This window comes from Streptococcus infantis (genome assembly GCF_047463275.1).
Taxonomy (GTDB): Bacteria; Bacillota; Bacilli; order Lactobacillales; family Streptococcaceae; genus Streptococcus; species Streptococcus infantis_AF.
The window spans coordinates 205,978-228,787 of record NZ_JASHEE010000004.1; the positions used below are offsets into that span (position 1 = coordinate 205,978).

Annotated in this window: 17 protein-coding genes; all 17 read left to right on the top strand. The window is 41.1% G+C overall.

Translation table 11 applies throughout. The annotated features are described in order from the left end of the window. Positions 1–4 precede the first annotated feature (4 nt). Complete coding sequence (gene der, locus QM923_RS07495; protein WP_004250788.1) at positions 5–1,315, top strand: ribosome biogenesis GTPase Der; 1,311 nt, start codon at positions 5–7, stop codon at positions 1,313–1,315. 192 nt (positions 1,316–1,507) lie between these two features. After that, entirely contained in the window at positions 1,508–2,347 is an 840-nt protein-coding gene (locus QM923_RS07500; protein WP_414291417.1) for a TPM domain-containing protein, read from the top strand. Positions 2,348–2,385: 38 nt separating this feature from the next. Then, positions 2,386–2,979 carry a LemA family protein gene (locus tag QM923_RS07505; protein ID WP_414291418.1) on the top strand — a complete coding sequence of 198 codons (594 nt, stop codon included), beginning with the start codon at positions 2,386–2,388 and terminating at the stop codon, positions 2,977–2,979. A gap of 178 nt (positions 2,980–3,157) precedes the next feature. Further along, positions 3,158–5,671 (top strand): preprotein translocase subunit SecA, encoded by a 2,514-nt coding sequence (gene secA, locus QM923_RS07510; RefSeq protein WP_414291419.1) that lies wholly within the window; start codon positions 3,158–3,160, stop codon positions 5,669–5,671. A gap of 80 nt (positions 5,672–5,751) precedes the next feature. Beyond that, positions 5,752–6,783, top strand: coding sequence for a 3-deoxy-7-phosphoheptulonate synthase (locus QM923_RS07515; RefSeq protein ID WP_414291420.1), 1,032 nt, complete (start codon positions 5,752–5,754; stop codon positions 6,781–6,783). 1 nt (position 6,784) lies between these two features. Beyond that, positions 6,785–7,816, top strand: a complete 1,032-nt coding sequence (locus tag QM923_RS07520) for a 3-deoxy-7-phosphoheptulonate synthase (RefSeq protein WP_414291421.1) — start codon at positions 6,785–6,787, stop codon at positions 7,814–7,816. 45 nt (positions 7,817–7,861) lie between these two features. After that, positions 7,862–8,224 carry a holo-ACP synthase gene (gene acpS / locus QM923_RS07525; protein ID WP_414291456.1) on the top strand — a complete coding sequence of 121 codons (363 nt, stop codon included), beginning with the start codon at positions 7,862–7,864 and terminating at the stop codon, positions 8,222–8,224. Next, positions 8,214–9,317 carry an alanine racemase gene (gene alr / locus QM923_RS07530; RefSeq protein WP_414291422.1) on the top strand — a complete coding sequence of 368 codons (1,104 nt, stop codon included), beginning with the start codon at positions 8,214–8,216 and terminating at the stop codon, positions 9,315–9,317. The genes acpS and alr overlap by 11 nt, the downstream gene beginning before the upstream one ends. A gap of 24 nt (positions 9,318–9,341) precedes the next feature. After that, the gene (gene recG / locus QM923_RS07535; protein WP_414291423.1) at positions 9,342–11,357 is read left to right on the top strand and encodes an ATP-dependent DNA helicase RecG; all 2,016 of its coding nucleotides are present in this window, start codon (positions 9,342–9,344) and stop codon (positions 11,355–11,357) included. A gap of 310 nt (positions 11,358–11,667) precedes the next feature. After that, positions 11,668–12,651 (top strand): acetylxylan esterase, encoded by a 984-nt coding sequence (locus QM923_RS07540; protein WP_414291424.1) that lies wholly within the window; start codon positions 11,668–11,670, stop codon positions 12,649–12,651. Between the two features lie 347 nt (positions 12,652–12,998). Then, positions 12,999–16,907 carry an SIALI-17 repeat-containing surface protein gene (locus QM923_RS07545; protein ID WP_414291425.1) on the top strand — a complete coding sequence of 1,303 codons (3,909 nt, stop codon included), beginning with the start codon at positions 12,999–13,001 and terminating at the stop codon, positions 16,905–16,907. Positions 16,908–17,198: 291 nt separating this feature from the next. Continuing rightward, the gene (locus tag QM923_RS07550) at positions 17,199–17,897 is read left to right on the top strand and encodes an N-acetylmannosamine-6-phosphate 2-epimerase (protein ID WP_006152943.1); all 699 of its coding nucleotides are present in this window, start codon (positions 17,199–17,201) and stop codon (positions 17,895–17,897) included. A gap of 116 nt (positions 17,898–18,013) precedes the next feature. Then, positions 18,014–19,345, top strand: coding sequence for an ABC transporter substrate-binding protein (locus QM923_RS07555; protein WP_414291426.1), 1,332 nt, complete (start codon positions 18,014–18,016; stop codon positions 19,343–19,345). A 232-nt stretch (positions 19,346–19,577) separates the two neighbouring features. Further along, a complete protein-coding gene (locus QM923_RS07560) occupies positions 19,578–20,444 on the top strand; it encodes a carbohydrate ABC transporter permease (RefSeq protein WP_414291427.1) in 867 nt (288 codons plus the stop codon). 16 nt (positions 20,445–20,460) lie between these two features. Continuing rightward, complete coding sequence (locus QM923_RS07565) at positions 20,461–21,300, top strand: carbohydrate ABC transporter permease (protein ID WP_004250812.1); 840 nt, start codon at positions 20,461–20,463, stop codon at positions 21,298–21,300. 255 nt (positions 21,301–21,555) lie between these two features. Next, positions 21,556–22,008, top strand: coding sequence for a NanQ anomerase/TabA/YiaL family protein (locus QM923_RS07570; protein WP_414291428.1), 453 nt, complete (start codon positions 21,556–21,558; stop codon positions 22,006–22,008). Positions 22,009–22,027: 19 nt separating this feature from the next. Then, positions 22,028–22,678 carry a YesL family protein gene (locus tag QM923_RS07575; RefSeq protein WP_004250816.1) on the top strand — a complete coding sequence of 217 codons (651 nt, stop codon included), beginning with the start codon at positions 22,028–22,030 and terminating at the stop codon, positions 22,676–22,678. The last annotated feature ends 132 nt before the right edge of the window (positions 22,679–22,810 follow it).

Sequence of the window (22,810 nt, forward strand, 5' to 3'; positions counted from 1 at the left end):
AAACATGGCCTTACCAACTGTTGCCATCGTAGGACGTCCCAATGTTGGGAAATCAACCCTGTTTAACCGTATTGCAGGGGAACGCATCTCAATCGTAGAAGATGTCGAAGGAGTGACACGGGACCGTATCTATGCTACTGGTGAATGGCTTAACCGTTCTTTCAGTATGATTGATACTGGAGGGATTGATGATGTTGATGCTCCATTTATGGAACAAATCAAGCACCAGGCAGAGATTGCCATGGAAGAAGCTGATGTCATCGTTTTTGTAGTTTCTGGAAAAGAAGGAATTACGGATGCTGACGAATACGTAGCCCGTAAGCTATATAAAACTCATAAACCTGTTATCCTCGCTGTCAACAAGGTTGACAATCCGGAAATGCGAAATGATATCTATGATTTCTATGCTCTTGGATTGGGAGAACCATTGCCAATTTCATCTGTGCACGGGATTGGTACAGGGGATGTATTAGATGCTATCGTCGAAAATCTACCACATGAAGTCGAAGATGAAAATCCAGATGTCATTAAATTCAGCTTGATTGGTCGCCCCAATGTCGGAAAATCTAGTTTGATTAATGCCATTTTGGGAGAAGACCGCGTGATTGCCAGTCCTGTTGCTGGTACAACTCGTGATGCCATTGATACACATTTTACAGATGCGGATGGCCAAGAGTTTACCATGATTGATACGGCTGGTATGCGTAAGTCTGGTAAAGTCTATGAAAACACAGAAAAATACTCAGTCATGCGTGCTATGCGTGCTATTGACCGTTCAGATGTAGTCTTGATGGTCCTCAATGCTGAAGAAGGCATCCGAGAGTACGATAAGCGTATCGCTGGGTTTGCCCACGAAGCTGGTAAAGGGATGATTATCGTAGTCAACAAGTGGGATACTCTTGAAAAAGATAACCACACCATGAAAAACTGGGAAGAGGATATCCGTGAGCAGTTCCAATATCTGCCTTACGCACCGATTATCTTTGTTTCGGCTTTGACCAAGCAACGTCTCCACAAACTTCCAGAGATGATTAAACAAATCAGCGAGAGTCAAAATACCCGTATCCCATCAGCAGTCTTGAATGATGTCATCATGGATGCTATCGCCATCAACCCAACACCGACTGATAAAGGGAAACGCCTCAAGATCTTCTATGCGACTCAAGTGGCAACCAAACCACCGACCTTTGTGATATTTGTCAACGAAGAAGAGCTTATGCACTTCTCTTACTTGCGTTTCTTAGAAAATCAAATCCGCAAGGCCTTTGTATTTGAGGGGACGCCAATCCATCTCATCGCAAGAAAACGGAAATAAAATGATAAAAAGAAGAAGGTTAACAGACCTTCTTTTTTGTAGATGATACCAAGAGCGTAGATTTAAATTTGTCATCAAATTAACACGACTTTCTTTGTTCTTGTCATGGTTTTGTAATGAAAAGGTACTTTCTTTGTAAGATTCAAAATGCTATAATGCTCTAAACAATTTTCCTTGCATAAGGAGGTTATTATGAAAAAAGATAGATTGTTAAAGAATCCTTTCTTGGTGCGTCTACTCGGCTTGCTGATGGCATTTTTCTTCCTATCAGCATTCACTGCACCTGAAAAACCAGACTATGGTATCTATGATCCAAATCATTATTTGACAGAGGAAACCATCACTCAAATTCGAGATTTGAATGAAGCCAATAGTCAAAAGGCAGAAAAGCTTCAAATAGGAGTCTATATCGTAGACAGTTTGGAAGGAGAAAGCATTGAAACGGTGGCTAATGAAACTGCCAGGGCTTGGAAGATTGGCTATTCAGGAGATAATTTTGGAAGTCTCATTGTGGTAGCTGTTCAAGACCGTAAATCAAGAATTGAAACCAGTAATAACACCGCCATTAGAATAACGGACTATCAAACCAAGCAGATCTTGGCAGCCAGCCGTACAGATTTTAAAACTGGTGACTATAGTAAAGGAATTCTAGCGATTGCCAAAGGCTTGGACAATCAATTTTATAAAGGAACTGGAACTCTTCCGTCTGATGAATCCTCTAAAATCAAACGTTATTCTGAAAACTTCAGTGGAAAAAAATCGAGTCGCAATAGTAGCTCGTCTAGTCATCGTAAGAACAGTGACCCTATGGACAATGTGTTCGGAGTCGGGATAATCATTTATTTCATTATCGTATTTATAGCCATTATTAGAGGAGGCGGCGGTGGCCGAGGAGGAGATTCCTCTGACGGAGGATGGTGGTTTAGTGACTCATCTGACTCAGGTTCATCTTGGTCCGACTCAGGATCTGACTCCTCTAGTAGCTGGGACGGTGGCGGCTTCGATGGCGGTGGTTCATCCGATGATTGGTGATGCTCGTATAAAATTTAAGGAAATAAGTAGGTTTAGATATGAAAAATAAAGGAATTATTTATGTGTTGAGCATTTTGCTGGCTATTATCTTACTTGGCGGTTGCTCAGCAGTAGGCACTTATAACGGTCTCGTCTCCGAACAAACCAAGGTCGAGCAAGCGCAAGCTGATGTAGCGACAGCTCTTCAACGTCGTTCTGACTTGATTGGAAATTTGGTAGAGTCTGTAAAAGGGCAGATGAACCATGAGACAGAGGTTTTCACCAAGATTTCGGAAGCTCGTGCTAAAATTGGGAATGGCTCCGTAACTTCAAAAGAAAATCAAGAGGCTCAAGGAGAGTTGAGCTCAGCCATCTCACGTTTGATATCGCTAACTGAAAATTATCCTGAGTTGAAAAGCAACCAAAATGTAGAACAACTCATGGTTGAACTGGCTGGAAGTGAAAATCGTATTTTTGTGGCCCGTAAGGACTATAACCAAGCGGCAACGGAATATAATCAAAAATTAAGAAGCTTCCCAACAGTTCTTTTCGCTAATATGATGAATTTTAAAGAGGCAGAAACCTTTAAAGAAAGCGAAGAAGCTAAGACGGCTCCAAAGGTTGACTTTGGCAATTCTACAACCAAAGAGTAGATTTGATATTGCAAAAAGAAAATCGATGACTCAAATAGTTTAAACATTTACAAAAAAAGGCTTTAAATGAGCCTTTTTTAGCTTGTAGAAACACGGATTCTTTCTTGAAAAAACTTGGCAAATATGTTACAATGAGAAGAACGTTTTAAAATATTAAGAATTCGAAGTAAGGAAAAAAATGGCAAATTTACTAAAAACAATCATCGAAAATGATAAAGGTGAACTTCGTCGTCTTGAAAAGATGGCTGACAAGGTTTTGAAATACGAAGACGAGATGGCTGCAATGACAGATGAGCAACTTCAAGCGAAAACGGATGAGTTTAAGCAACGTTATCAAAATGGTGAAACGTTAGATCAGCTCTTGTATGAAGCATTTGCGGTTGTTCGCGAAGGTGCTAAGCGTGTCCTTGGTCTCTTCCCATACAAGGTTCAGGTTATGGGTGGTATCGTTCTTCACCACGGTGACGTTCCAGAAATGCGTACTGGTGAGGGTAAAACCTTGACAGCGACTATGCCTGTTTATTTGAATGCCTTAGCTGGCCAGGGAGTACACGTAGTTACAGTCAACGAGTACCTAACAGAACGTGACGCTACTGAAATGGGTGAGTTGTATTCATGGCTTGGTTTGTCAGTAGGGATCAACTTAGCTGCAAAATCTCCAATGGAGAAAAAAGAAGCTTATCTCTGTGACATTACTTACTCAACGAACTCAGAAATTGGTTTCGACTATCTTCGTGACAACATGGTTGTTCGTGCAGAGAATATGGTTCAACGTCCGCTCAACTATGCCTTGGTCGATGAGGTTGACTCTATCTTGATCGACGAAGCTCGTACGCCTTTGATCGTCTCAGGAGCTAATGCAGTTGAAACAAGCCAACTTTACCATATGGCTGACCACTTTGTGAAGTCTTTGGATAAAGATGACTATATCATTGATATTCAGTCTAAGACAATCGGTTTGTCTGACTCTGGTATCGACAAGGCTGAAAGCTTCTTCAAACTAGAAAATCTTTATGATATCGAAAATGTGGCTTTGACTCACTTTATCGACAACGCCCTTCGCGCCAACTACATCATGATTCTTGATATTGACTATGTGGTCAGCGAAGAACAAGAAATCTTGATTGTCGACCAATTTACAGGTCGTACCATGGAAGGTCGTCGTTACTCTGATGGCTTGCACCAAGCGATTGAAGCTAAAGAAGGTGTGCCAATCCAAGATGAGACCAAGACATCAGCATCAATCACTTACCAAAACCTTTTCCGTATGTATAAAAAATTGGCAGGTATGACAGGTACTGGTAAAACAGAAGAAGAAGAATTCCGCGAAATCTACAACATTCGTGTTATTCCAATTCCTACTAACCGTCCAATCCAACGTATCGACCATTCAGACCTTCTTTACGCTAGTCTTGATGCAAAATTCAAGGCTGTAGTAGAAGATGTTAAGGCGCGTTACCAAAAAGGTCAGCCTGTCTTGGTAGGTACTGTTGCCGTTGAAACCAGTGATTTTCTTTCTAAGAAATTGGTTGAAGCAGGCGTACCTCACGAAGTATTGAATGCTAAAAACCACTACAGAGAAGCGCAAATCATCATGAACGCTGGTCAACGTGGTGCGATTACTATCGCAACCAACATGGCCGGTCGTGGTACCGATATTAAGCTTGGTGAAGGGGTTCGTGAACTTGGTGGCCTTTGTGTCATTGGTACAGAACGTCACGAGAGCCGTCGTATTGATAATCAGCTTCGTGGACGTTCAGGTCGTCAAGGTGATCCAGGTGAGTCACAGTTCTACTTGTCACTCGAAGATGATTTGATGAAGCGTTTCGGTTCAGAACGTTTGAAAGGTGTCTTTGAACGTCTGAATATGTCTGACGAAGCCATCGAATCTCGTATGTTGACACGTCAGGTCGAAGCAGCGCAAAAACGTGTTGAAGGAAATAACTACGATACTCGTAAACAAGTCCTCCAATATGATGATGTTATGCGTGAACAACGTGAGATCATCTACGCACAACGCTATGATGTTATCACTGCAGAACGTGACTTGGCTCCTGAAATTCACGCCATGATTCGTCGTACGATTGGACGAATTGTCGATGGGCATGCTCGTTCTAAACAAGATGAAAAACTTGAAGCAATCTTGAACTTTGCCAAGTACAACTTGCTTCCAGAAGATTCGATTTTACTTTCAGACCTAGAAGGTTTGTCTGACCAAGCTATCAAAGATGAACTATACCAACGTGCATTGAAAGTCTACGATAGCCAAGTTGCTAAACTTCGTGATGAAGAAGCTGTGAAAGAATTCCAGAAAGTCTTGATTCTACGTGTTGTAGATAACAAGTGGACTGACCATATCGATGCCCTTGATCAGTTGAGAAATGCAGTTGGTCTTCGTGGTTATGCCCAAAACAACCCTGTCGTGGAATATCAAGCGGAAGGCTTCCGTATGTTTAATGATATGATTGGTTCGATTGAGTTTGATGTGACTCGCTTGATGATGAAAGCACAAATTCATGAACAAGAACGACCACAAACTGAGCATCATATCAGTACGACAGCAACTCGAAATATTGCTGCGCAACAGAAAGATCTTCCAGCTGATTTGGACCTCAGTCAAGTAAAACGTAATGACTTATGTCCATGTGGATCTGGTAAGAAATTTAAAAACTGTCACGGTAAACGACGTTAAGAATGATTAATTTTCAGGCGGATGCCTAGTGAAAAGTGAATTTTCGCTTGGCGTCCGTTTGCTTTATAAGGAGATGGATAATGGTATTTACAGCAAAAAGCCCTAAAATTAATATTGATGAAGTTCGTAGTTTGTCTAAACTAGAAGGACAAGTACTTGCGAACAAACTCCAACGTGATCAAGAACTTGAAGCAATTATTCGTGGGGAAGACCAACGCATCTTGTTGGTGATTGGTCCTTGCTCGTCTGACAATGAAGAAGCAGTCCTAGAGTACGCCAAGCGTTTGTCAAAACTTCAGGAAGAAGTCAAAGACCGCGTCTTTATGGTCATGCGTGTCTATACTGCTAAACCACGTACTAATGGTGATGGATATAAGGGATTGATTCACCAACCAAATGCCAAAGAAGCGCCTAGCCTCATCAATGGAATCAAGGCGGTTCGTCATCTGCACTACCGTGTTATTTCTGAAACAGGAATGATCACGGCGGATGAAATGTTGTATCCAGAGAATCTTCCCTTAGTAGATGATTTGATTTCATATATGGCAGTTGGAGCCCGTTCAGTTGAAGACCAACAACACCGTTTTGTAGCCAGCGGAGCAGATTTTGCAACAGGTTTTAAAAATCCAACCTCAGGAAATCTCAATGTCATGTTTAACGGTATTTATGCAGCTCAAAACAAGCAGAGTTTTCTTTTCCTAGGGAAAGAAGTCGAGACTACTGGAAATCCTCTATCGCACGCTATTCTCCGTGGAGCTCTGAACGAGTACGGGAAGAACATTCCTAACTACTACTACGATAATTTGATGGATACTATTGCTCAGTATGAAAAGATGGGACTTGAGAATCCATTCATCATTATTGATACCAACCATGACAACTCAGGTAAACAGTATATGGAGCAGATTCGTATCGTTCGTCAGACCTTGATTAATCGCGACTGGAATGAAAAGATTAAAAAATATGTTCGTGGATTCATGATTGAGTCTTATCTAGAAGACGGTCGTCAAAACGAACCTGAGGTCTTTGGTAAATCTATCACGGATCCATGTCTAGGATGGGAAAACACTGAAGCTCTTGTTCGTGAAATCTACCAAAGGCTAGGAGAATAATATGGCATTTATTGAGAAAGGTCAAGAAATCAATATTGAAGCGATTAAGGCGGAAACACAATTATCTGCAGAAGCCTTACAGCATAAGGAAAGTCGTGACCAAGAACTAGCAGATATTCTTTCAGGGGAGGATGACCGCGTTCTATTGGTCATTGGACCTTGTTCGTCTGACAATGAAGAAGCAGTCCTTGAGTATGCTCGCCGTTTGGCAGCCTTGCAGAAAAAAGTTGAGGACAAGATTTTCATGGTCATGCGTGTCTATACTGCAAAGCCACGTACCAATGGTGATGGATATAAGGGTTTGGTTCATCAGCCAGATACTTCTAAAGCTCCAAGCTTGATTAATGGTCTGCAGGCTGTTCGTCAGCTTCATTATCGAGTGATTACGGAAACTGGATTGACCACAGCGGATGAAATGCTCTACCCAGCCAATCTGGTTTTGGTTGACGACTTGGTAAGCTATCACGCGGTGGGTGCGCGTTCAGTAGAAGACCAGGAGCACCGTTTTGTAGCTTCAGGGATTGATGCACCAGTAGGGATGAAGAATCCAACCTCTGGAAATCTCTCTGTTATGTTTAATGCCATCTATGCTGCACAAAACAAACAAACCTTTCTCTTCCATGGTCAAGAAGTTGAAACTTCAGGAAATCCTCTGGCCCACGTCATCCTTCGTGGAGCTATGAATGAATACGGGAAGAATGAACCAAACTTCTACTATGAAACTCTCTTAGATGCTATCGGTCTCTACGATTCTATGGGCCTTGAGAATCCTTTTATCATGATTGATACCAACCATGATAATTCAGGAAAACAATATATGGAGCAAGTTCGAATTGTTCGTCAAGCTTTGCTCAACCGTGACTGGAATGAAAAGATTAAGAAGACAGTTCGAGGCTTCATGATTGAATCCTACTTAGCGGATGGTCGCCAAAACCAACCAGAGGTTTTTGGTTGCTCTATTACTGACCCTTGTCTAGGTTGGGAAAATACAGAAGCATTGGTAGAAGAAATCTATACTACCTTAACAAAATAAGTGAAAAGGATGGAGTTGGGGGAATCTCAACTCCTTTTGATGAAAATGATAGTTGGACACGGAATCGATATTGAAGAATTAGCTTCCATACAAAATGCAGTTGAAAAAAGAGAAGGATTTGCGCAGCGTGTTCTGACAGACAAAGAATTGAAGCGCTTTGCCAATCTCAAAGGTCGTAGACAGATCGAGTATTTGGCTGGTCGTTGGTCAGCTAAAGAAGCTTTTTCAAAGGCTATGGGAACGGGTATTGGAAAGCTAGGCTTTCAGGACTTGGAAATTTTGAACAATGAGAGAGGGGCTCCCTACTTCAGCAAATCCCCGTTTTCAGGAAAAGTCTGGCTATCGATCAGCCATACAGATCAGTTTGTGACAGCTAGTGTTATTTTGGAGGAAGATTATGAAAACTAGTCCACATAGACCAACTAAGGCCCTCATTAATCTAGGAGCAATTCGCTACAATATTCAACAAATGGGAGCGCACATTCCTGAAGGCACCCTCAAATGGGCGGTTGTGAAAGCCAATGCCTATGGACATGGGGCTATAGCTGTTGCGACTGCTATCCAGGATGATGTAGATGGTTTTTGCGTTTCTAATATCGATGAAGCCATCGAGCTCCGTCAGGCAGGGATTTCTAAGAAAATCCTCATTTTAGGAATATCCGAGGTGGAATCAATTGCGCTAGCGCAAGAATTTGATATTACTTTGACAGTAGCAGGATTGGAATGGCTTGAAAGTCTCCTTGCTACTGAGTCAGATTTAGCTGGTTTAACCGTTCACCTTAAGATTGACTCAGGTATGGGACGAATTGGTTTTAGAAGTGCTAGTGAGGCTCAACAAGCCCAAGCTTCACTCAAGAAACAAGGAGCCAATGTTGAGGGAATCTTTACTCACTTTGCAACAGCAGATGAAGAGTCGGATAGCTACTTTAAGCAACAGTTAGATTGTTTTAAGGGAATCCTAGATGACTTGCAAGAAGTGCCAGAAATCGTTCATGCAAGCAACTCTGCAACGACTCTATGGCATGCGGAAACGATTTTCAATGCAGTCCGTATGGGAGATGCTATGTATGGACTCAATCCAAGTGGTCAGGTATTGGACTTGCCTTATGAACTAAAACCAGCCTTAACTTTGGAGTCAGCCATCGTTCATGTCAAAACAGTAGAGACTGGTGCTTGTATGGGCTACGGAGCGACCTATCAGGCAGACAGTGAGCAAGTCATTGCCACTTTGCCAATCGGTTATGCGGATGGTTGGACACGAGACATGCAGAATTTCTCAGTTCTGGTTGATGGGCAATTGTGCCCCATCGTAGGGCGTGTATCCATGGACCAAATCACCATTCGCTTACCTAAGCTTTACCCATTGGGTACCAAGGTAACTTTAATTGGCTCAGACGGTGATAAAGAACTTACTGCAACAGATGTAGCAGCCTACCGAGGAACCATCAATTATGAGGTGGTTTGTCTCCTCAGTGATCGAATTCCAAGAGAATATTATTAAGAAATAGAAGGAAAGGAGTAGAGCATGAATTTACATCAACCCTTGCATGTCTTACCAGGAGTAGGACCTAAATCAGCTGAGAAATATGCCAAACTAGGGATTGAAAACTTGCAAGATCTCTTGCTCTACTTCCCTTTCCGTTATGAAGATTTTAAGACTAAGCAGGTGCTAGAGCTAGAAGACGGTGAAAAGGCTGTTTTATCTGGTCAGGTAGTGACACCAGCCAGTGTTCAATATTATGGTTTTAAGCGTAATCGCCTACGCTTTAGCCTCAAGCAGGGAGAGGTTGTTTTTGCAGTTAATTTCTTCAACCAACCCTACCTAGCTGACAAGATTGAACTAGGAGCAACCTTGGCTGTCTTTGGCAAGTGGGATCGTGCCAAGGCAAGTCTCACAGGAATGAAGGTTTTAGCCCAAGTCGAGGATGACCTCCAGCCTGTCTATCGCCTAGCGCAAGGCGTCAGTCAAGCAGGACTTGTTAAAATCATTAAAACCGCCTTTGATCAGGGGCTGGACCTCTTGATAGAAGAAAACATCCCCCAGTCCTTGCTAGAAAAATACAAACTCATGCCCCGTAGGCAGGCTGTTCGTGCCATGCACTTTCCTAAAGATTTGGCAGAATACAAACAGGCTCTCCGTCGAATCAAATTCGAGGAACTCTTTTATTTCCAAATGCAATTACAGACCCTCAAGTCTGAAAATAAGGTTGATGGAAGTGGTCTGGTCTTGAACTGGTCTCAGAAAACATTAACTGCAGTTAAAGAGAAATTGCCTTTTGCCTTGACCCAAGCCCAAGAAAAAAGCCTGCAAGAAATTCTAACAGATATGAAGTCGAACCATCACATGAATCGACTTTTACAAGGGGATGTAGGAAGTGGGAAGACAGTGGTTGCAGGTCTTGCTATGTATGCAGCTGTAACGGCAGGGTATCAGGCTGCCCTCATGGTTCCAACAGAGATTCTTGCAGAGCAGCATTTTGAAAGTCTAGAGAGTCTTTTTCCGGATTTGAAATTAGCTCTCCTAACAGGCTCATTGAAAGCTACAGAAAAACGCAAGGTCTTGGAAATTATTGCTAAGGGGGAAGCTGATGTGATTATCGGAACCCATGCTCTTATACAAGACGGCGTGGACTATGCCCGACTCGGCTTGATTATCATCGATGAGCAACACCGCTTTGGTGTAGGGCAAAGGCGTATTTTACGGGAAAAAGGTGAAAATCCAGATGTCCTCATGATGACGGCAACTCCCATACCTCGGACCTTAGCTATTACTGCCTTTGGAGATATGGATGTTTCTATTATTGACCAGATGCCTGCTGGACGCAAACCCATCGTAACTCGCTGGATCAAGCATGAGCAATTACCACAGGTCTTGACTTGGTTGGAGGGTGAGATTCAGAAAGGCTCCCAAGTCTATGTTATTTCACCTTTGATTGAAGAATCTGAAGCCTTGGATCTTAAAAATGCCATTGCTCTGTCAGAAGAGTTAACAACTCATTTTGCTGGGAAAGCAAAAGTTGCTCTCTTACATGGGAAGATGAAGAGTGATGAAAAAGACCAGATTATGCAGGATTTCAAAGAGAGAAAGACAGATATCCTGGTCTCTACAACGGTTATCGAGGTCGGGGTAAATGTGCCAAATGCGACAGTCATGATTATCATGGATGCTGATCGTTTCGGACTTAGTCAACTTCACCAGCTCAGAGGTCGTGTCGGTCGTGGAGACAAGCAGTCCTATGCAGTTCTAGTGGCCAATCCAAAAACTGACTCTGGGAAAGACCGCATGCGTATCATGACGGAAACGACCAATGGTTTTGTCCTTGCAGAAGAAGATTTGAAAATGCGAGGTTCTGGTGAAATTTTTGGGACCAAACAGTCAGGCCTACCAGAGTTTCATGTGGCTGATATCATCGAAGACTTCCCAATTCTTGAGGAAGCTAGAAAGGTAGCTAGCTATATCAGCTCCCTCCCAAATTGGCGAGAGGATCCAGAGTGGCACATGATTGCCTTACATCTAGAGAAGAAAGAATATCTGGATTAAGCTTTTTCTAAGATAATGTTAAGTTTGCTTTTAGGGTGAGTATCTATACTAGAGTCATCCAAAAGAAACGAGGACTCTCTCATGACTATTAAAGTAAATTACCAAAAGACATTTCAAAAGGAAACTCAACCTTCTCCTAAATACTAAGAAAAGAGTGAAATCGCTCTTTTTTATTTTTTTAAAACTACTTTCAGAGGGATTCTTGCTGGGGTCGGACATTAAATCCACTTTCCGTTTCCCTTTCTTTCTTGCATTGCTTCCCCATATGTGCTACAGTTATGATAACGGTTACAAAATAAAGGAGAATTCTATGAGAAATCCAGCATTAGTAGAAGAAATGAAAACATATAAAGGAAGAGATGAAGTACCTCAGGATTTTGATGCTTTTTGGGATGGTGAGATTGAGAAAGTTTCTGTCTTGCCAGAATATCAATTAGAGGAAGGCGACTTTCATATCCCAAATGTGAAATGCTATGAACTTACTTTTAAAGGTACACGTGATGGCCTTGTCTATGCGCGTGTGGTCTTACCAAAATTAGATAAGAAAGTACCAGTTATTTTCCACTTCCATGGCTATATGGGACGTTGTTGGGATTGGACAGATATGCTAGCCTTTACCGTCGCTGGTTATGGGGTTGTATCGATGGATGTTCGTGGGCAATCTGGTTACTCACAAGACGGCTTGCGTTCGCCTCTCGGAAATACAGTTAAGGGTCAAATCATCCGTGGTGCAGTAGAAGGAAAAGAGCAACTCTTCTATAAGGATGTTTATCTTGATATTTATCAATTGATTGAGATTGTAGCTAGTCTCCCTCAAGTGGATGAGGGGCAATTGGCTAGTTATGGAGCTTCGCAAGGAGGAGCCTTGGCTTTAGTGGCTGCTGGTCTCAATCCACGTATCAAGCGAACAGTTGCCATCTATCCATTCTTGTCAGACTTTAGAGGAGTGCTAGAAATTGGCAATACCAGCGAAGCTTATGATGAGCTTTTTCGTTACTTTAAGTTTCATGATCCTTTCCATGAGACAGAAGAACAGATCATGGAGACGCTTGGTTATATCGATGTGAAAAATCTTGCCCATCGAATAAAAGGTGAGGTGAGAATGATTACAGGGCTTGATGACGATGTCTGCTATCCAATCACCCAGTTCGCTATTTACAATCGTTTGACTTGTGAAAAGAGCTATCGTCTCATGCCAGAATATGCCCACGAGGCTATGAATGTCCATGTCAATGACCAGGTTTACAACTGGTTGTGTGGTAGTGAGATTCCCTTTACCTATGTAGGTCATTAAAAAAATGAAAAAGGGCCCTGCTAAAACAGGGCTTTCTTTTTGGGAAATTAAAGAAAGTAGTTTCTAAAAGTTTGAAACATAGAAATATATCTGAAAGTAAATTCTATTATAGTTTATTAAGGCTATTATTTAGAATATTTATTATATAATAGGTGTAACATCAAGTCGAAAGGAGTAAAATGGTTGCTTACTGGAAGGAAGTAAATAAAGGCAGCCACAATTCAGATGAAAAAGAATGGGGAAACCCGTCAATAATACAGTTTCTTTACATGATTTATGCCCTGGAGGCAAAAAATTTTAAGTAAAAAAGAAAGCGCTTTATTTTTGTGGAAAATGGAAGGAAATATATGACACAGAGAGATTTTGAACGGAAACAACGTTTTGGAATTAGAAAGTTTACAGTAGGAGCTGCATCAGTAGTCATTGGGGCAGTTGTTTTTGGTGCGTCGCCAGTTTTAGCTCAAGAAGCTCCAGCAACCAGTGGTGAAACAGCTGGACAAGCTTTGCCAGAATTGCCAAAAGAAGTAGAATCAGGAAATCTGGCTAACATAGATAAGGAACTTGCTGATAAGTTGGCAGCAGCGACAGATAAAGGAACTGAGGTAAACCGTGAGGAGCTGCAAGCAAATCCAGGTTCTGAAAACCCAACAGAAACTGAAACTCCAGCAGCTGAAACTAATAAGACGGAAGAAACTGAGAATCAAGAAGCTATCGCTCGTGATTATTACTCAAGAGAATTGGAAAATGTTAATACTGTCGTAGAAAAAAATGACCTTGACATTAATGCAACAAATAATCAACGAGATGATCTGACAAGTGACTTAGAGAAGTTAAAGAAACTTCAAGATGCAACAGTGCATATGGAGTTCAAACCAGATGCATCGGCACCACGTTTTTACAATCTTTTCTCTGTATCAAGTGATACCAAGGAAAATGAGTACTTCACCATGTCAGTCTTTGATAATACAGCCCTTATCGAAGGCCGTGATGCAAATGGTGCGCAATTCTATGATAAATACACCGATGCGCCATTAAAGGTTCGCCCAGGTCAGTGGAATTCAGTTACCTTTACTGTGGAAAAACCAACAACTGAAGTCCCTACTGGAAGAGTTCGTCTATATGTAAATGGTGTCTTGTCCAGAACAAGTCTAAAATCTGGGAAATTCATCAAAGATATGCCAGATGTTAACCACGTTCAAATCGGAGCAACCAAACGAGGAAGTAAGACAGTTTGGGGCTCAAATCTACAAGTTCGTAATCTAACAGTCTATGACCGTGCCTTAACACAAGATGAAGTTCGAACACGAAGTCAATTATTTGAAAGAGGAGACTTGGGGCAAGAACTTCCAGAAGGGGCTGAAATTTCTAAAAAAACAGATGTTTTTACAGCGGGTAAAAATGGGCAGTCAAATCCAGATGGTATTAATAGCTATCGTATTCCAGCCCTCCTTAAGACTGACAAGGGAACTTTGATTGCTGGTGCTGACGAACGCCGCTTACACCACTATGACTGGGGTGATATCGGTATGGTCGTTAAACGAAGTGAAGACAAGGGCCAAACATGGGGCGATCGCATCACTCTTACGAATCTACGTGACAATCCAAAAGCCAAGGATCCAAACATTGGTTCACCAGTAAACATCGATATGGTTCTGGTCCAAGATACGCAAACTAAACGAATCTTCTCAGTTTACGATATGTTCCCAGAAGGTAAAGGAATCTTCGGAATGTCTTCTGAAAGAGAAGTTGCCTATAAGGAAATTGATGGAAAAACTTATCAAATTCTATACCGTGAAGGAGAAAATGGAGCCTATACGATTCGTGAAAATGGTGTTGTCTACACACCAGATGGTCAGGCAACAGATTACCGTGTTGTTGTAAATCCTGTCAAACCTGCTTATAGTGATAAAGGCGATCTTTATCAAGGTGAGCAGCTACTAGGAAATATCTACTTTACAAGTAATAAAACTTCTCCATTTAGAATTGCTAAAGACAGCTACCTATGGATGTCTTACAGTGATGATGATGGTAAGACTTGGTCTGCGCCACAAGATATTACTCCAATGGTCAAAGCTGATTGGATGAAATTCTTAGGTGTGGGACCTGGAGTGGGAATTACCCTCCAGAATGGACCTCATAAAGGTCGGATTGTTGTCCCTGTCTATACGACAAACAGAACCAACCACCTCGACGGTTCTCAATCATCTCGTATCATCTATTCAGATGACCATGGTAAGACTTGGCATATGGGTGGCGGTGTCAATGACAATCGTACACTTTATGATGGCGCAGTAATTGATTCAAGCAACATGAAAAATTACTACGCTCAAAATACAGAAGCTTCTGTTGTTCAGTTGAACAATGGTCAGTTAAAACTCTTTATGCGTGGTTTGACTGGTGATTTGCAAGTTGCGACAAGTAATGATGGTGGTATTACATGGGACAACTATGTAGCACGCTATGATGTACCCGATGTTTATGTTCAAATGGCGGCGACTCATACGGTTCAAGATGGTAAAGAGTATATTCTTCTAGCAAATGCTAATGGACCAGGTCGTAAGAATGGCTACATTCGAGTGGCTCGTGTAGAAGAAGATGGCGAGTTGACTTGGTTGCACCATCATTTGATTCAAGAAGGTGAGTACGCTTATAACTCACTTCAACAAATTGGGCCAAAAGAATTTGGTCTCTTGTATGAACATCATGAAGCTGGTGGCAATCCATATACTCTATCCTTCAAGAAATTCAACTGGGATTATCTAACTAAAGAGAGAGTTGCTTCTAAAGAAGTGAAAGTTACAACGGCTATGGAAAAATGGCCAGGCATTATTGCTATGGAATTTGATTCAGAAGTCTTGGTAAATCAAGCTCCAACTCTCAAACTAGCTAATGGTAAGACTGCAACCTTCATGACTCAGTATGATACTAAGACTCTCCTATTTACAATAGCTCCTGAAGATATAGGTCAAAAAGTTACATCTATTGAAGCGGGTGCAATTGAAAGTATGCATAACTTGCCAGTATCTGTGGTCGGTACTAAACTTACGAATGGTTTTAATGGTGACGAACCGGCAATCCATGAAGTCCCAGAATTTACAGGTGGTGTCAATGGTGACGAAGCAGCTGTAACAGAACTTCCTGAGTACACTGAATCTATTGGAACAGTAGGTGACGAAGCAGCACCAACAGTAGAAGTCCCTGAGTTTGAAGGTGACGTAAATGGTGAAGCATCATCTGAATCTGAGCTTCCTGAACACTCTGTTCCTAGCGCAACAGTAGGTGATGAGGCGGCACCAACAGTAGAAGTCCCAGAATTCGAAGGTGGTGTCAATGGTGACGAAGCAGCTGTAACAGAATTTCCTGAGTACACTGAATCTATTGGAACAGTAGGTGACGAAGCAGCACCAACAGTAGAAGTCCCTGAGTTTGAAGGTGACGTAAATGGTGAAGCATCATCTGAATCTGAGCTTCCTGAACACTCTGTTCCTAGCGCAACAGTAGGTGATGAGGCGTCACCAACAGTAGAAGTTCCAGAATTCGAAGGTGGTGTCAATGGTGACGAAGCAGCTGTAACAGAACTTCCTGAGTACACTGAAGCCATTGGAACAGTAGGTGATGAGGCGTCACCAACAGTAGAAGTTCCAGAATTCGAAGGTGGTGTCAATGGTGACGAAGCAGCTGTAACAGAATTTCCTGAGTACACTGAAGCCATTGGAACAGTAGGTGACGAAGCAACACCAACAGTAGAAGTCCCTGAGTTTGAAGGTGACGTAAATGCAGTCGAAGCTGCAGTTCATGAGCTTCCAGAATTCACAGGTGGAGTAAATGCAGTTGAAGCGCTCAAGAATGAGCTTCCAGAATTCACAGGCGGAGTAAACGCAGTTGAAGCGCTCAAGAATGAGCTTCCAGAATTCACAGGCGGAGTAAACGCAGTTGAAGCACTCAAAAATGAGCTTCCAGAATTTGCAGGTGGAGCAAATGCAGTTCAAGCCCTTAAGCATGAACTTCCAGAATTCACAGGCGGAGTAAATGCAGTCGAAGCAGCCAAAAACGAACTTCCGGAATATAAGATTGAAGAAAAACCGCTTGTCACTTTAGTAGCACAGCAAGACAAGACATATCAAGCTCCAGCAGCTCAACCACAACAACCAACCCTCCCTGCAACAGGAAGTGAGGTTTCACCTCCTCTAGTATCTGTAGGAATGGTTGGAATGCTTCTCGGCTTGTTTGGAATGGCTAAGAAAAAAGAAGATTAATGGCAACATTGAATCTAAAAAGTCTCTATAAAAAAGGTTTAGACTTATATTAGAAGGGTCTGTAACGTTCATTCGTTACAGGCTCTTTATTTGTAGAAAGCGAAGATTCTAGTGGAAATAAGCGGATGGAAGGCGATTCAAACTCTGGTATTTCTCCCTGAAACTACTTTCAGGAGATTCTGTTTCATAAAATTGTTTTGAAACTTCAATCTATTCTAGTACAAGTTATTGAAAGCGCTTTAAAAATGATATATAATAGGCTCATAAGAAAAAAGAAAAGGAGGAAAGTGGATGCCACAGATTAGTAAAGAAGCCTTGATTGAGCAGATTAAAGATGGAATCATCGTTTCTTGTCAGGCACTTCCTCACGAACCGCTTTATACAGAAGCGGGAGGTGTAATGCCCTTGCTAGTCAAAGCGGCTGAGCAAGGTGGAGCAGTCGGTATCCGAGCAAATAGTGTTCGGGATATTAAGGAAATCAAAGAGGTCACAAATCTTCCGATTATCGGAATTATCAAACGTGATTATCCACCACAGGAACCATTCATCACAGCTACTATGAAAGAAGTTGATGAACTAGCAGCTCTAGATATTGAGGTGATTGCTCTTGATTGTACAAAGAGAGAACGCCATGATGGCCTAGAGATTCAAGAATTTATCCGTCAAATCAAAGAAAAATATCCAAACCAACTCTTGATGGCTGACACAAGTACCTTTGAAGAAGGACTAACAGCAGTTGAGGCGGGAATCGACTTTGTCGGAACAACCTTGTCAGGCTACACATCTTATAGTCCAAAAGTGGATGGTCCAGATTTTGAACTCATCAAGAAACTATGCGATGCAGGTGTAGACGTCATCGCAGAAGGAAAAATTCATACACCAGAACAGGCTAAGCAAATCCTAGGTTACGGAGTGCGAGGCATCGTAGTTGGTGGCGCTATTACTAGACCAAAAGAGATCACGGAACGATTTGTTGCGGGTCTCAAATAAGACAATTAAAACATGAGGAGAGTGGTTGATTAGTAAAATAAAATGTAAACGTATACAAAGTTGTCAATACTCATTATCCGTTTCGGATACGCATACCATCATTTAGGAGAATACTAATGAAATTTAGAAAACTAGCTTGTACAGTACTTGCGGGTGCTGCTGTTCTATCTCTTGCTGCTTGTGGCAAATCAGACGCTAACAAAGATGCGGCTAAATCAGGTGGCGACTCTGCTGCAACTACAGAAATTACTTGGTGGGCATTCCCTGTCTTCACACAAGAAAAAACAGGTGACGGTGTAGGAACTTATGAAAAATCTATCATCGAAGCTTTCGAAAAAGCAAACCCAGATATCAAAGTTAAACTAGAAACAATCGACTTCAAATCTGGTCCAGAAAAAATCACGACAGCTATTGAAGCTGGAACTGCTCCAGATGTACTTTTCGATGCACCAGGTCGTATCATTAATTACGGTAAAAATGGTAAATTAGCTGAGTTGAATGACCTCTTTACAGATGAATTTGTTAAAGATGTTAACAATGAAAACATCATTAAAGCAAGTAAAGCTGGTGATAAAGCATACATGTATCCAATCAGTTCTGCACCATTCTACATGGCTATGAACAAGAAAATGTTGGAAGATGCTGGTGTAGCTAACCTTGTTAAAGAAGGTTGGACAACAGATGATTTTGAAAAAGTCTTGAAAGCACTTAAAGACAAAGGATACACTCCAGGTTCATTGTTCAGTTCTGGTCAAGGGGGAGACCAAGGAACACGTGCCTTCATCGCTAACCTTTACGGCGGTTCTGTAACAGACAAAGAAGTTACTAAATACACAACTGACGATCCTAAGTTCGTCAAAGGTCTTGAAAAAGCAACTAGCTGGATTAAAGATGGTTTGTTGAACAACGGTTCACAATTTGACGGTGGAGCAGACATCCAAAACTTTGCAAATGGTCAAACATCATACACAATCCTTTGGGCACCAGCTCAAAACGGTATCCAAGCTAAATTGTTGGAAGCAAGTAAAGTTGAAGTGGTAGAAGTTCCATTCCCATCTGATTCAGGCAAACCAGCTCTTGAGTACCTTGTAAACGGATTTGCAGTATTTAACAACAAAGATGAAAAGAAAGTTGCTGCTGCTAAGAAATTCATCCAATTCATCGCTGATGATAAAGAATGGGGTCCTAAAGACGTAGTTCGTACAGGTGCCTTCCCAGTTCGTACTTCATTTGGAAAACTTTATGATGATAAACGTATGGAAACTATCAGTGGTTGGACTCAATACTACTCTCCATACTACAACACAATCGACGGATTTGCTGAAATGAGAACTCTATGGTTCCCAATGTTGCAAGCAGTATCTAATGGTGACCAAGAACCTGCTGCAGCTTTGAAGGCATTCACTGAAAAAGCGAATGAAACTATCAAAAAAGCAGCTAAACAATAAGCCCTAAATAAAAAGTAAAATCCCCCCTTTTCCCTGTGCATATCTGTGTACGAAAAGGGGGACTTTTGTTTGAAAATGTAAGGAACTGACAGGTCAAAATTAAAATGAAGTTCTTACATAGGCTTTTCTTGGAAAAAATTTCATTTTGATTTTACATCAATGTCAGACAACAATCAAAAAACAAAAACTATTTGAAAGTGAGGTGCCGACTGTGAAAGTCAATAAAATTCGCATGAGAGAAACAATTGTTTCTTATGCTTTCTTAGCACCAGTATTAATCTTCTTTACCGTCTTTGTCCTAGCTCCAATGATCATGGGATTCATCACTAGTTTCTTTAACTACTCGATGACAAGTTTTGAATTTATAGGATTGGACAACTATATTCGTATGTTTAAAGACCCAGTCTTTATGAAGTCTTTAATTAATACCGTAATCTTAGTTATCGGATCTGTACCAGTCGTTGTACTCTTTTCACTATTTGTGGCATCACAAACTTACCAACAAAATGCAGTTGCTAGATCCTTCTATCGTTTCGTATTCTTCCTTCCTGTTGTAACAGGTAGTGTTGCCGTAACGGTTGTATGGAAATGGATATATGATCCTCTATCAGGTATTTTGAATTTCGTGCTTAAGTCAAGCCATATCATTAGCCAAAACATTTCTTGGTTGGGTGACAAAAACTGGGCTTTGATGGCGATTATGATTATTCTTTTGACAACATCAGTTGGTCAACCAATCATCCTTTACATCGCTGCAATGGGTAATATTGATAACTCACTTGTAGAAGCGGCGCGTGTCGACGGAGCAACTGAGTTACAAGTTTTCTGGAAGATTAAATGGCCAAGCCTTCTTCCAACAACTCTTTATATCGCAATCATTACAACAATCAACTCATTCCAGTGTTTCGCTTTGATTCAGCTTTTGACTTCCGGTGGTCCAAACTACTCAACAAGTACACTTATGTACTACCTATACGAAAAAGCCTTCCAATTGACTGAGTATGGCTATGCCAATACTATTGGTGTATTCTTGGCAGTTATGATCGCAATTGTCAGCTTTGTTCAATTTAAAGTACTTGGAAACGACGTAGAATATTAATAGAAAGGAGACAGCTATGCAATCTACACAAAAGAAACCTTTAACAGCCTTCACTGTTATTTCAACCATCTTCTTGCTTTTATTGACTGTACTCTTTATCTTTCCATTCTACTGGATTTTGACAGGTGCATTCAAATCACAACCGGATACCATTATGATTCCACCACAATGGTTCCCTAAAGCTCCAACAATGGAGAACTTCCAACAATTGATGGTGCAAAACCCAGCCTTGCAATGGATGTGGAACTCAGTCTTCATTTCGTTGGTAACTATGTTCTTGGTTTGTGCGACCTCTTCACTAGCAGGTTATGTATTGGCTAAGAAACGTTTCTACGGTCAACGCATCCTCTTTGCTATCTTTATCGCTGCCATGGCTCTTCCAAAACAAGTTGTCCTTGTACCATTGGTACGTATCGTCAACTTCATGGGAATCCATGACACTCTTTGGGCGGTTATCTTGCCTTTGATCGGATGGCCATTTGGGGTCTTCCTCATGAAACAGTTCAGTGAAAACATTCCAACAGAATTGCTTGAATCTGCTAAGATTGACGGATGCGGTGAGATTCGTACTTTCTGGAGCGTAGCCTTCCCTATTGTGAAACCAGGATTTGCAGCTCTTGCAATCTTTACCTTCATCAATACATGGAATGACTACTTCATGCAGTTGGTTATGTTGACATCTCGTAACAACTTGACCATCTCACTCGGGGTTGCGACTATGCAGGCTGAGATGGCAACCAACTATGGTTTAATTATGGCAGGGGCTGCTCTTGCAGCTGTGCCAATCGTAACAGTCTTCCTTGTCTTCCAAAAATCCTTCACTCAAGGGATTACTATGGGAGCGGTCAAAGGTTAATACTCTGCGAAAATTGAATTCAAACCACGTCAGCGACTCCTTGCCGTACTCAAGTACAGCCTGCGGATTGCTTCCTAGTTTGCTCTTCAATTTTAATTGAGAATAGGAAATCTATTTATTGAAAACGATATAGTATTATAAGTGTCTACAAAATGGAGAGGAGTTGCTTACTTCATGAAGTTTTGTTAGACACTTATAAACTTACTGGCTAGACATTTTGTGTCTGAAGATAACAATCAGGTAAAGGAAATTACTATGATTTTTGATGATTTAAAAAACATTAGCTTTTACAAGGGAATTCACCCAAATCTGGATAAGGCTATTGATTATCTCTATGAGCATCGTAAAGATACTTTTGAATTGGGTAAATACGATATTGATGGAGATAAGGTCTTCTTAGTTGTACAGGGAAATGTTCTCAATAAAGAAGAAAATGATCGCTTTGAGCATCATAAAAACTATGCAGACTTACATTTGTTAGTTGAAGGACATGAGTATTCTAGCTACGGTTCTCGCATCAAAGATGAGGCTGTAGCCTTTGATGAAGCTAGCGATATTGGCTTTGTTCATTGTCACGAACAATACCAACTCTTGTTGGGATATCACAATTTTGCAGTTTTCTTCCCAGGAGAACCTCATCAGCCTAACGGTTATGCAGGTATGGAAGATAAAGTTCGCAAATATTTATTTAAAATTTTAATCGATTAGTCAATTAGGAGGAGAAACAATGGCACATAAAGGATCTGGATTGATAAAAGCGGCATTCGATACGGATAACTTTCTGATGCGTTTTTGCGAGAAAGTTTTAGATATCGTGACGGTTAACCTACTCTTTGTTGTGTCTTGTTTGCCTATTGTGACTATTGGAGTAGCTAAAATCAGTCTCTATCAGACAATCTTTGAAGTGAAGCGCAGCCGTCGTATTCCTGTTTTCAAAATCTATATTAGAGCCTTTAAGCAAAATTTGAAATTAGGTTTTCAGTTAGGTTTGCTGGAATTAGGAATCTTTTTGATCAGTGTGGTTGACTTATCACTATTTTGGAGTCAAACTGGTGTTGCCTTTCAGCTCATTAAAGCTATTTGCTTGGGAATTCTGATATTTTTAACCCTAGTTATGTTGGCTAGCTATCCAATTGCTGCACGTTATGAATTAACTTGGAAAGAAGTTCTTCAAAAGGGCTTACTTTTGGTCAGCTTTAACTTCGTTTGGTTCTTCTTGATGCTTGCGATTATTTTATTAATTATTATGCTTCTCTATCTATCAGGCTTTACTCTAGTGCTTGGTGGTTCAGCATTTCTACTTTTTGGCTTTGGTCTTCTTGCCTTTTGCCAAGCTGGACTAATGGAAAAATTGTTTGCTAAATATCAAGCAGATTGAAAACGACATGAAACTACTTTCAAACAAGAAAAGCTATGGGAGATGAATAGAAATTAAAATCTAAGTGGCTGAGATGTATTGAAAGCGCTTTTTACAAGGTGTATACTAAAATAGTAAAAAATCATCTGCTCA

Bases quoted from the DNA above. Each gene is read 5' to 3' on its own strand.
- der (WP_004250788.1), top strand. From the start codon at position 5: ATGGCCTTACCAACTGTTGCCATCGTAGGACGTCCCAATGTTGGGAAA.
- QM923_RS07500 (WP_414291417.1), top strand. From the start codon at position 1,508: ATGAAAAAAGATAGATTGTTAAAGAATCCTTTCTTGGTGCGTCTACTC.
- QM923_RS07505 (WP_414291418.1), top strand. From the start codon at position 2,386: ATGAAAAATAAAGGAATTATTTATGTGTTGAGCATTTTGCTGGCTATT.
- secA (WP_414291419.1), top strand. From the start codon at position 3,158: ATGGCAAATTTACTAAAAACAATCATCGAAAATGATAAAGGTGAACTT.
- QM923_RS07515 (WP_414291420.1), top strand. From the start codon at position 5,752: ATGGTATTTACAGCAAAAAGCCCTAAAATTAATATTGATGAAGTTCGT.
- QM923_RS07520 (WP_414291421.1), top strand. From the start codon at position 6,785: ATGGCATTTATTGAGAAAGGTCAAGAAATCAATATTGAAGCGATTAAG.
- acpS (WP_414291456.1), top strand. From the start codon at position 7,862: ATGATAGTTGGACACGGAATCGATATTGAAGAATTAGCTTCCATACAA.
- alr (WP_414291422.1), top strand. From the start codon at position 8,214: ATGAAAACTAGTCCACATAGACCAACTAAGGCCCTCATTAATCTAGGA.
- recG (WP_414291423.1), top strand. From the start codon at position 9,342: ATGAATTTACATCAACCCTTGCATGTCTTACCAGGAGTAGGACCTAAA.
- QM923_RS07540 (WP_414291424.1), top strand. From the start codon at position 11,668: ATGAGAAATCCAGCATTAGTAGAAGAAATGAAAACATATAAAGGAAGA.
- QM923_RS07545 (WP_414291425.1), top strand. From the start codon at position 12,999: ATGACACAGAGAGATTTTGAACGGAAACAACGTTTTGGAATTAGAAAG.
- QM923_RS07550 (WP_006152943.1), top strand. From the start codon at position 17,199: ATGCCACAGATTAGTAAAGAAGCCTTGATTGAGCAGATTAAAGATGGA.
- QM923_RS07555 (WP_414291426.1), top strand. From the start codon at position 18,014: ATGAAATTTAGAAAACTAGCTTGTACAGTACTTGCGGGTGCTGCTGTT.
- QM923_RS07560 (WP_414291427.1), top strand. From the start codon at position 19,578: ATGAGAGAAACAATTGTTTCTTATGCTTTCTTAGCACCAGTATTAATC.
- QM923_RS07565 (WP_004250812.1), top strand. From the start codon at position 20,461: ATGCAATCTACACAAAAGAAACCTTTAACAGCCTTCACTGTTATTTCA.
- QM923_RS07570 (WP_414291428.1), top strand. From the start codon at position 21,556: ATGATTTTTGATGATTTAAAAAACATTAGCTTTTACAAGGGAATTCAC.
- QM923_RS07575 (WP_004250816.1), top strand. From the start codon at position 22,028: ATGGCACATAAAGGATCTGGATTGATAAAAGCGGCATTCGATACGGAT.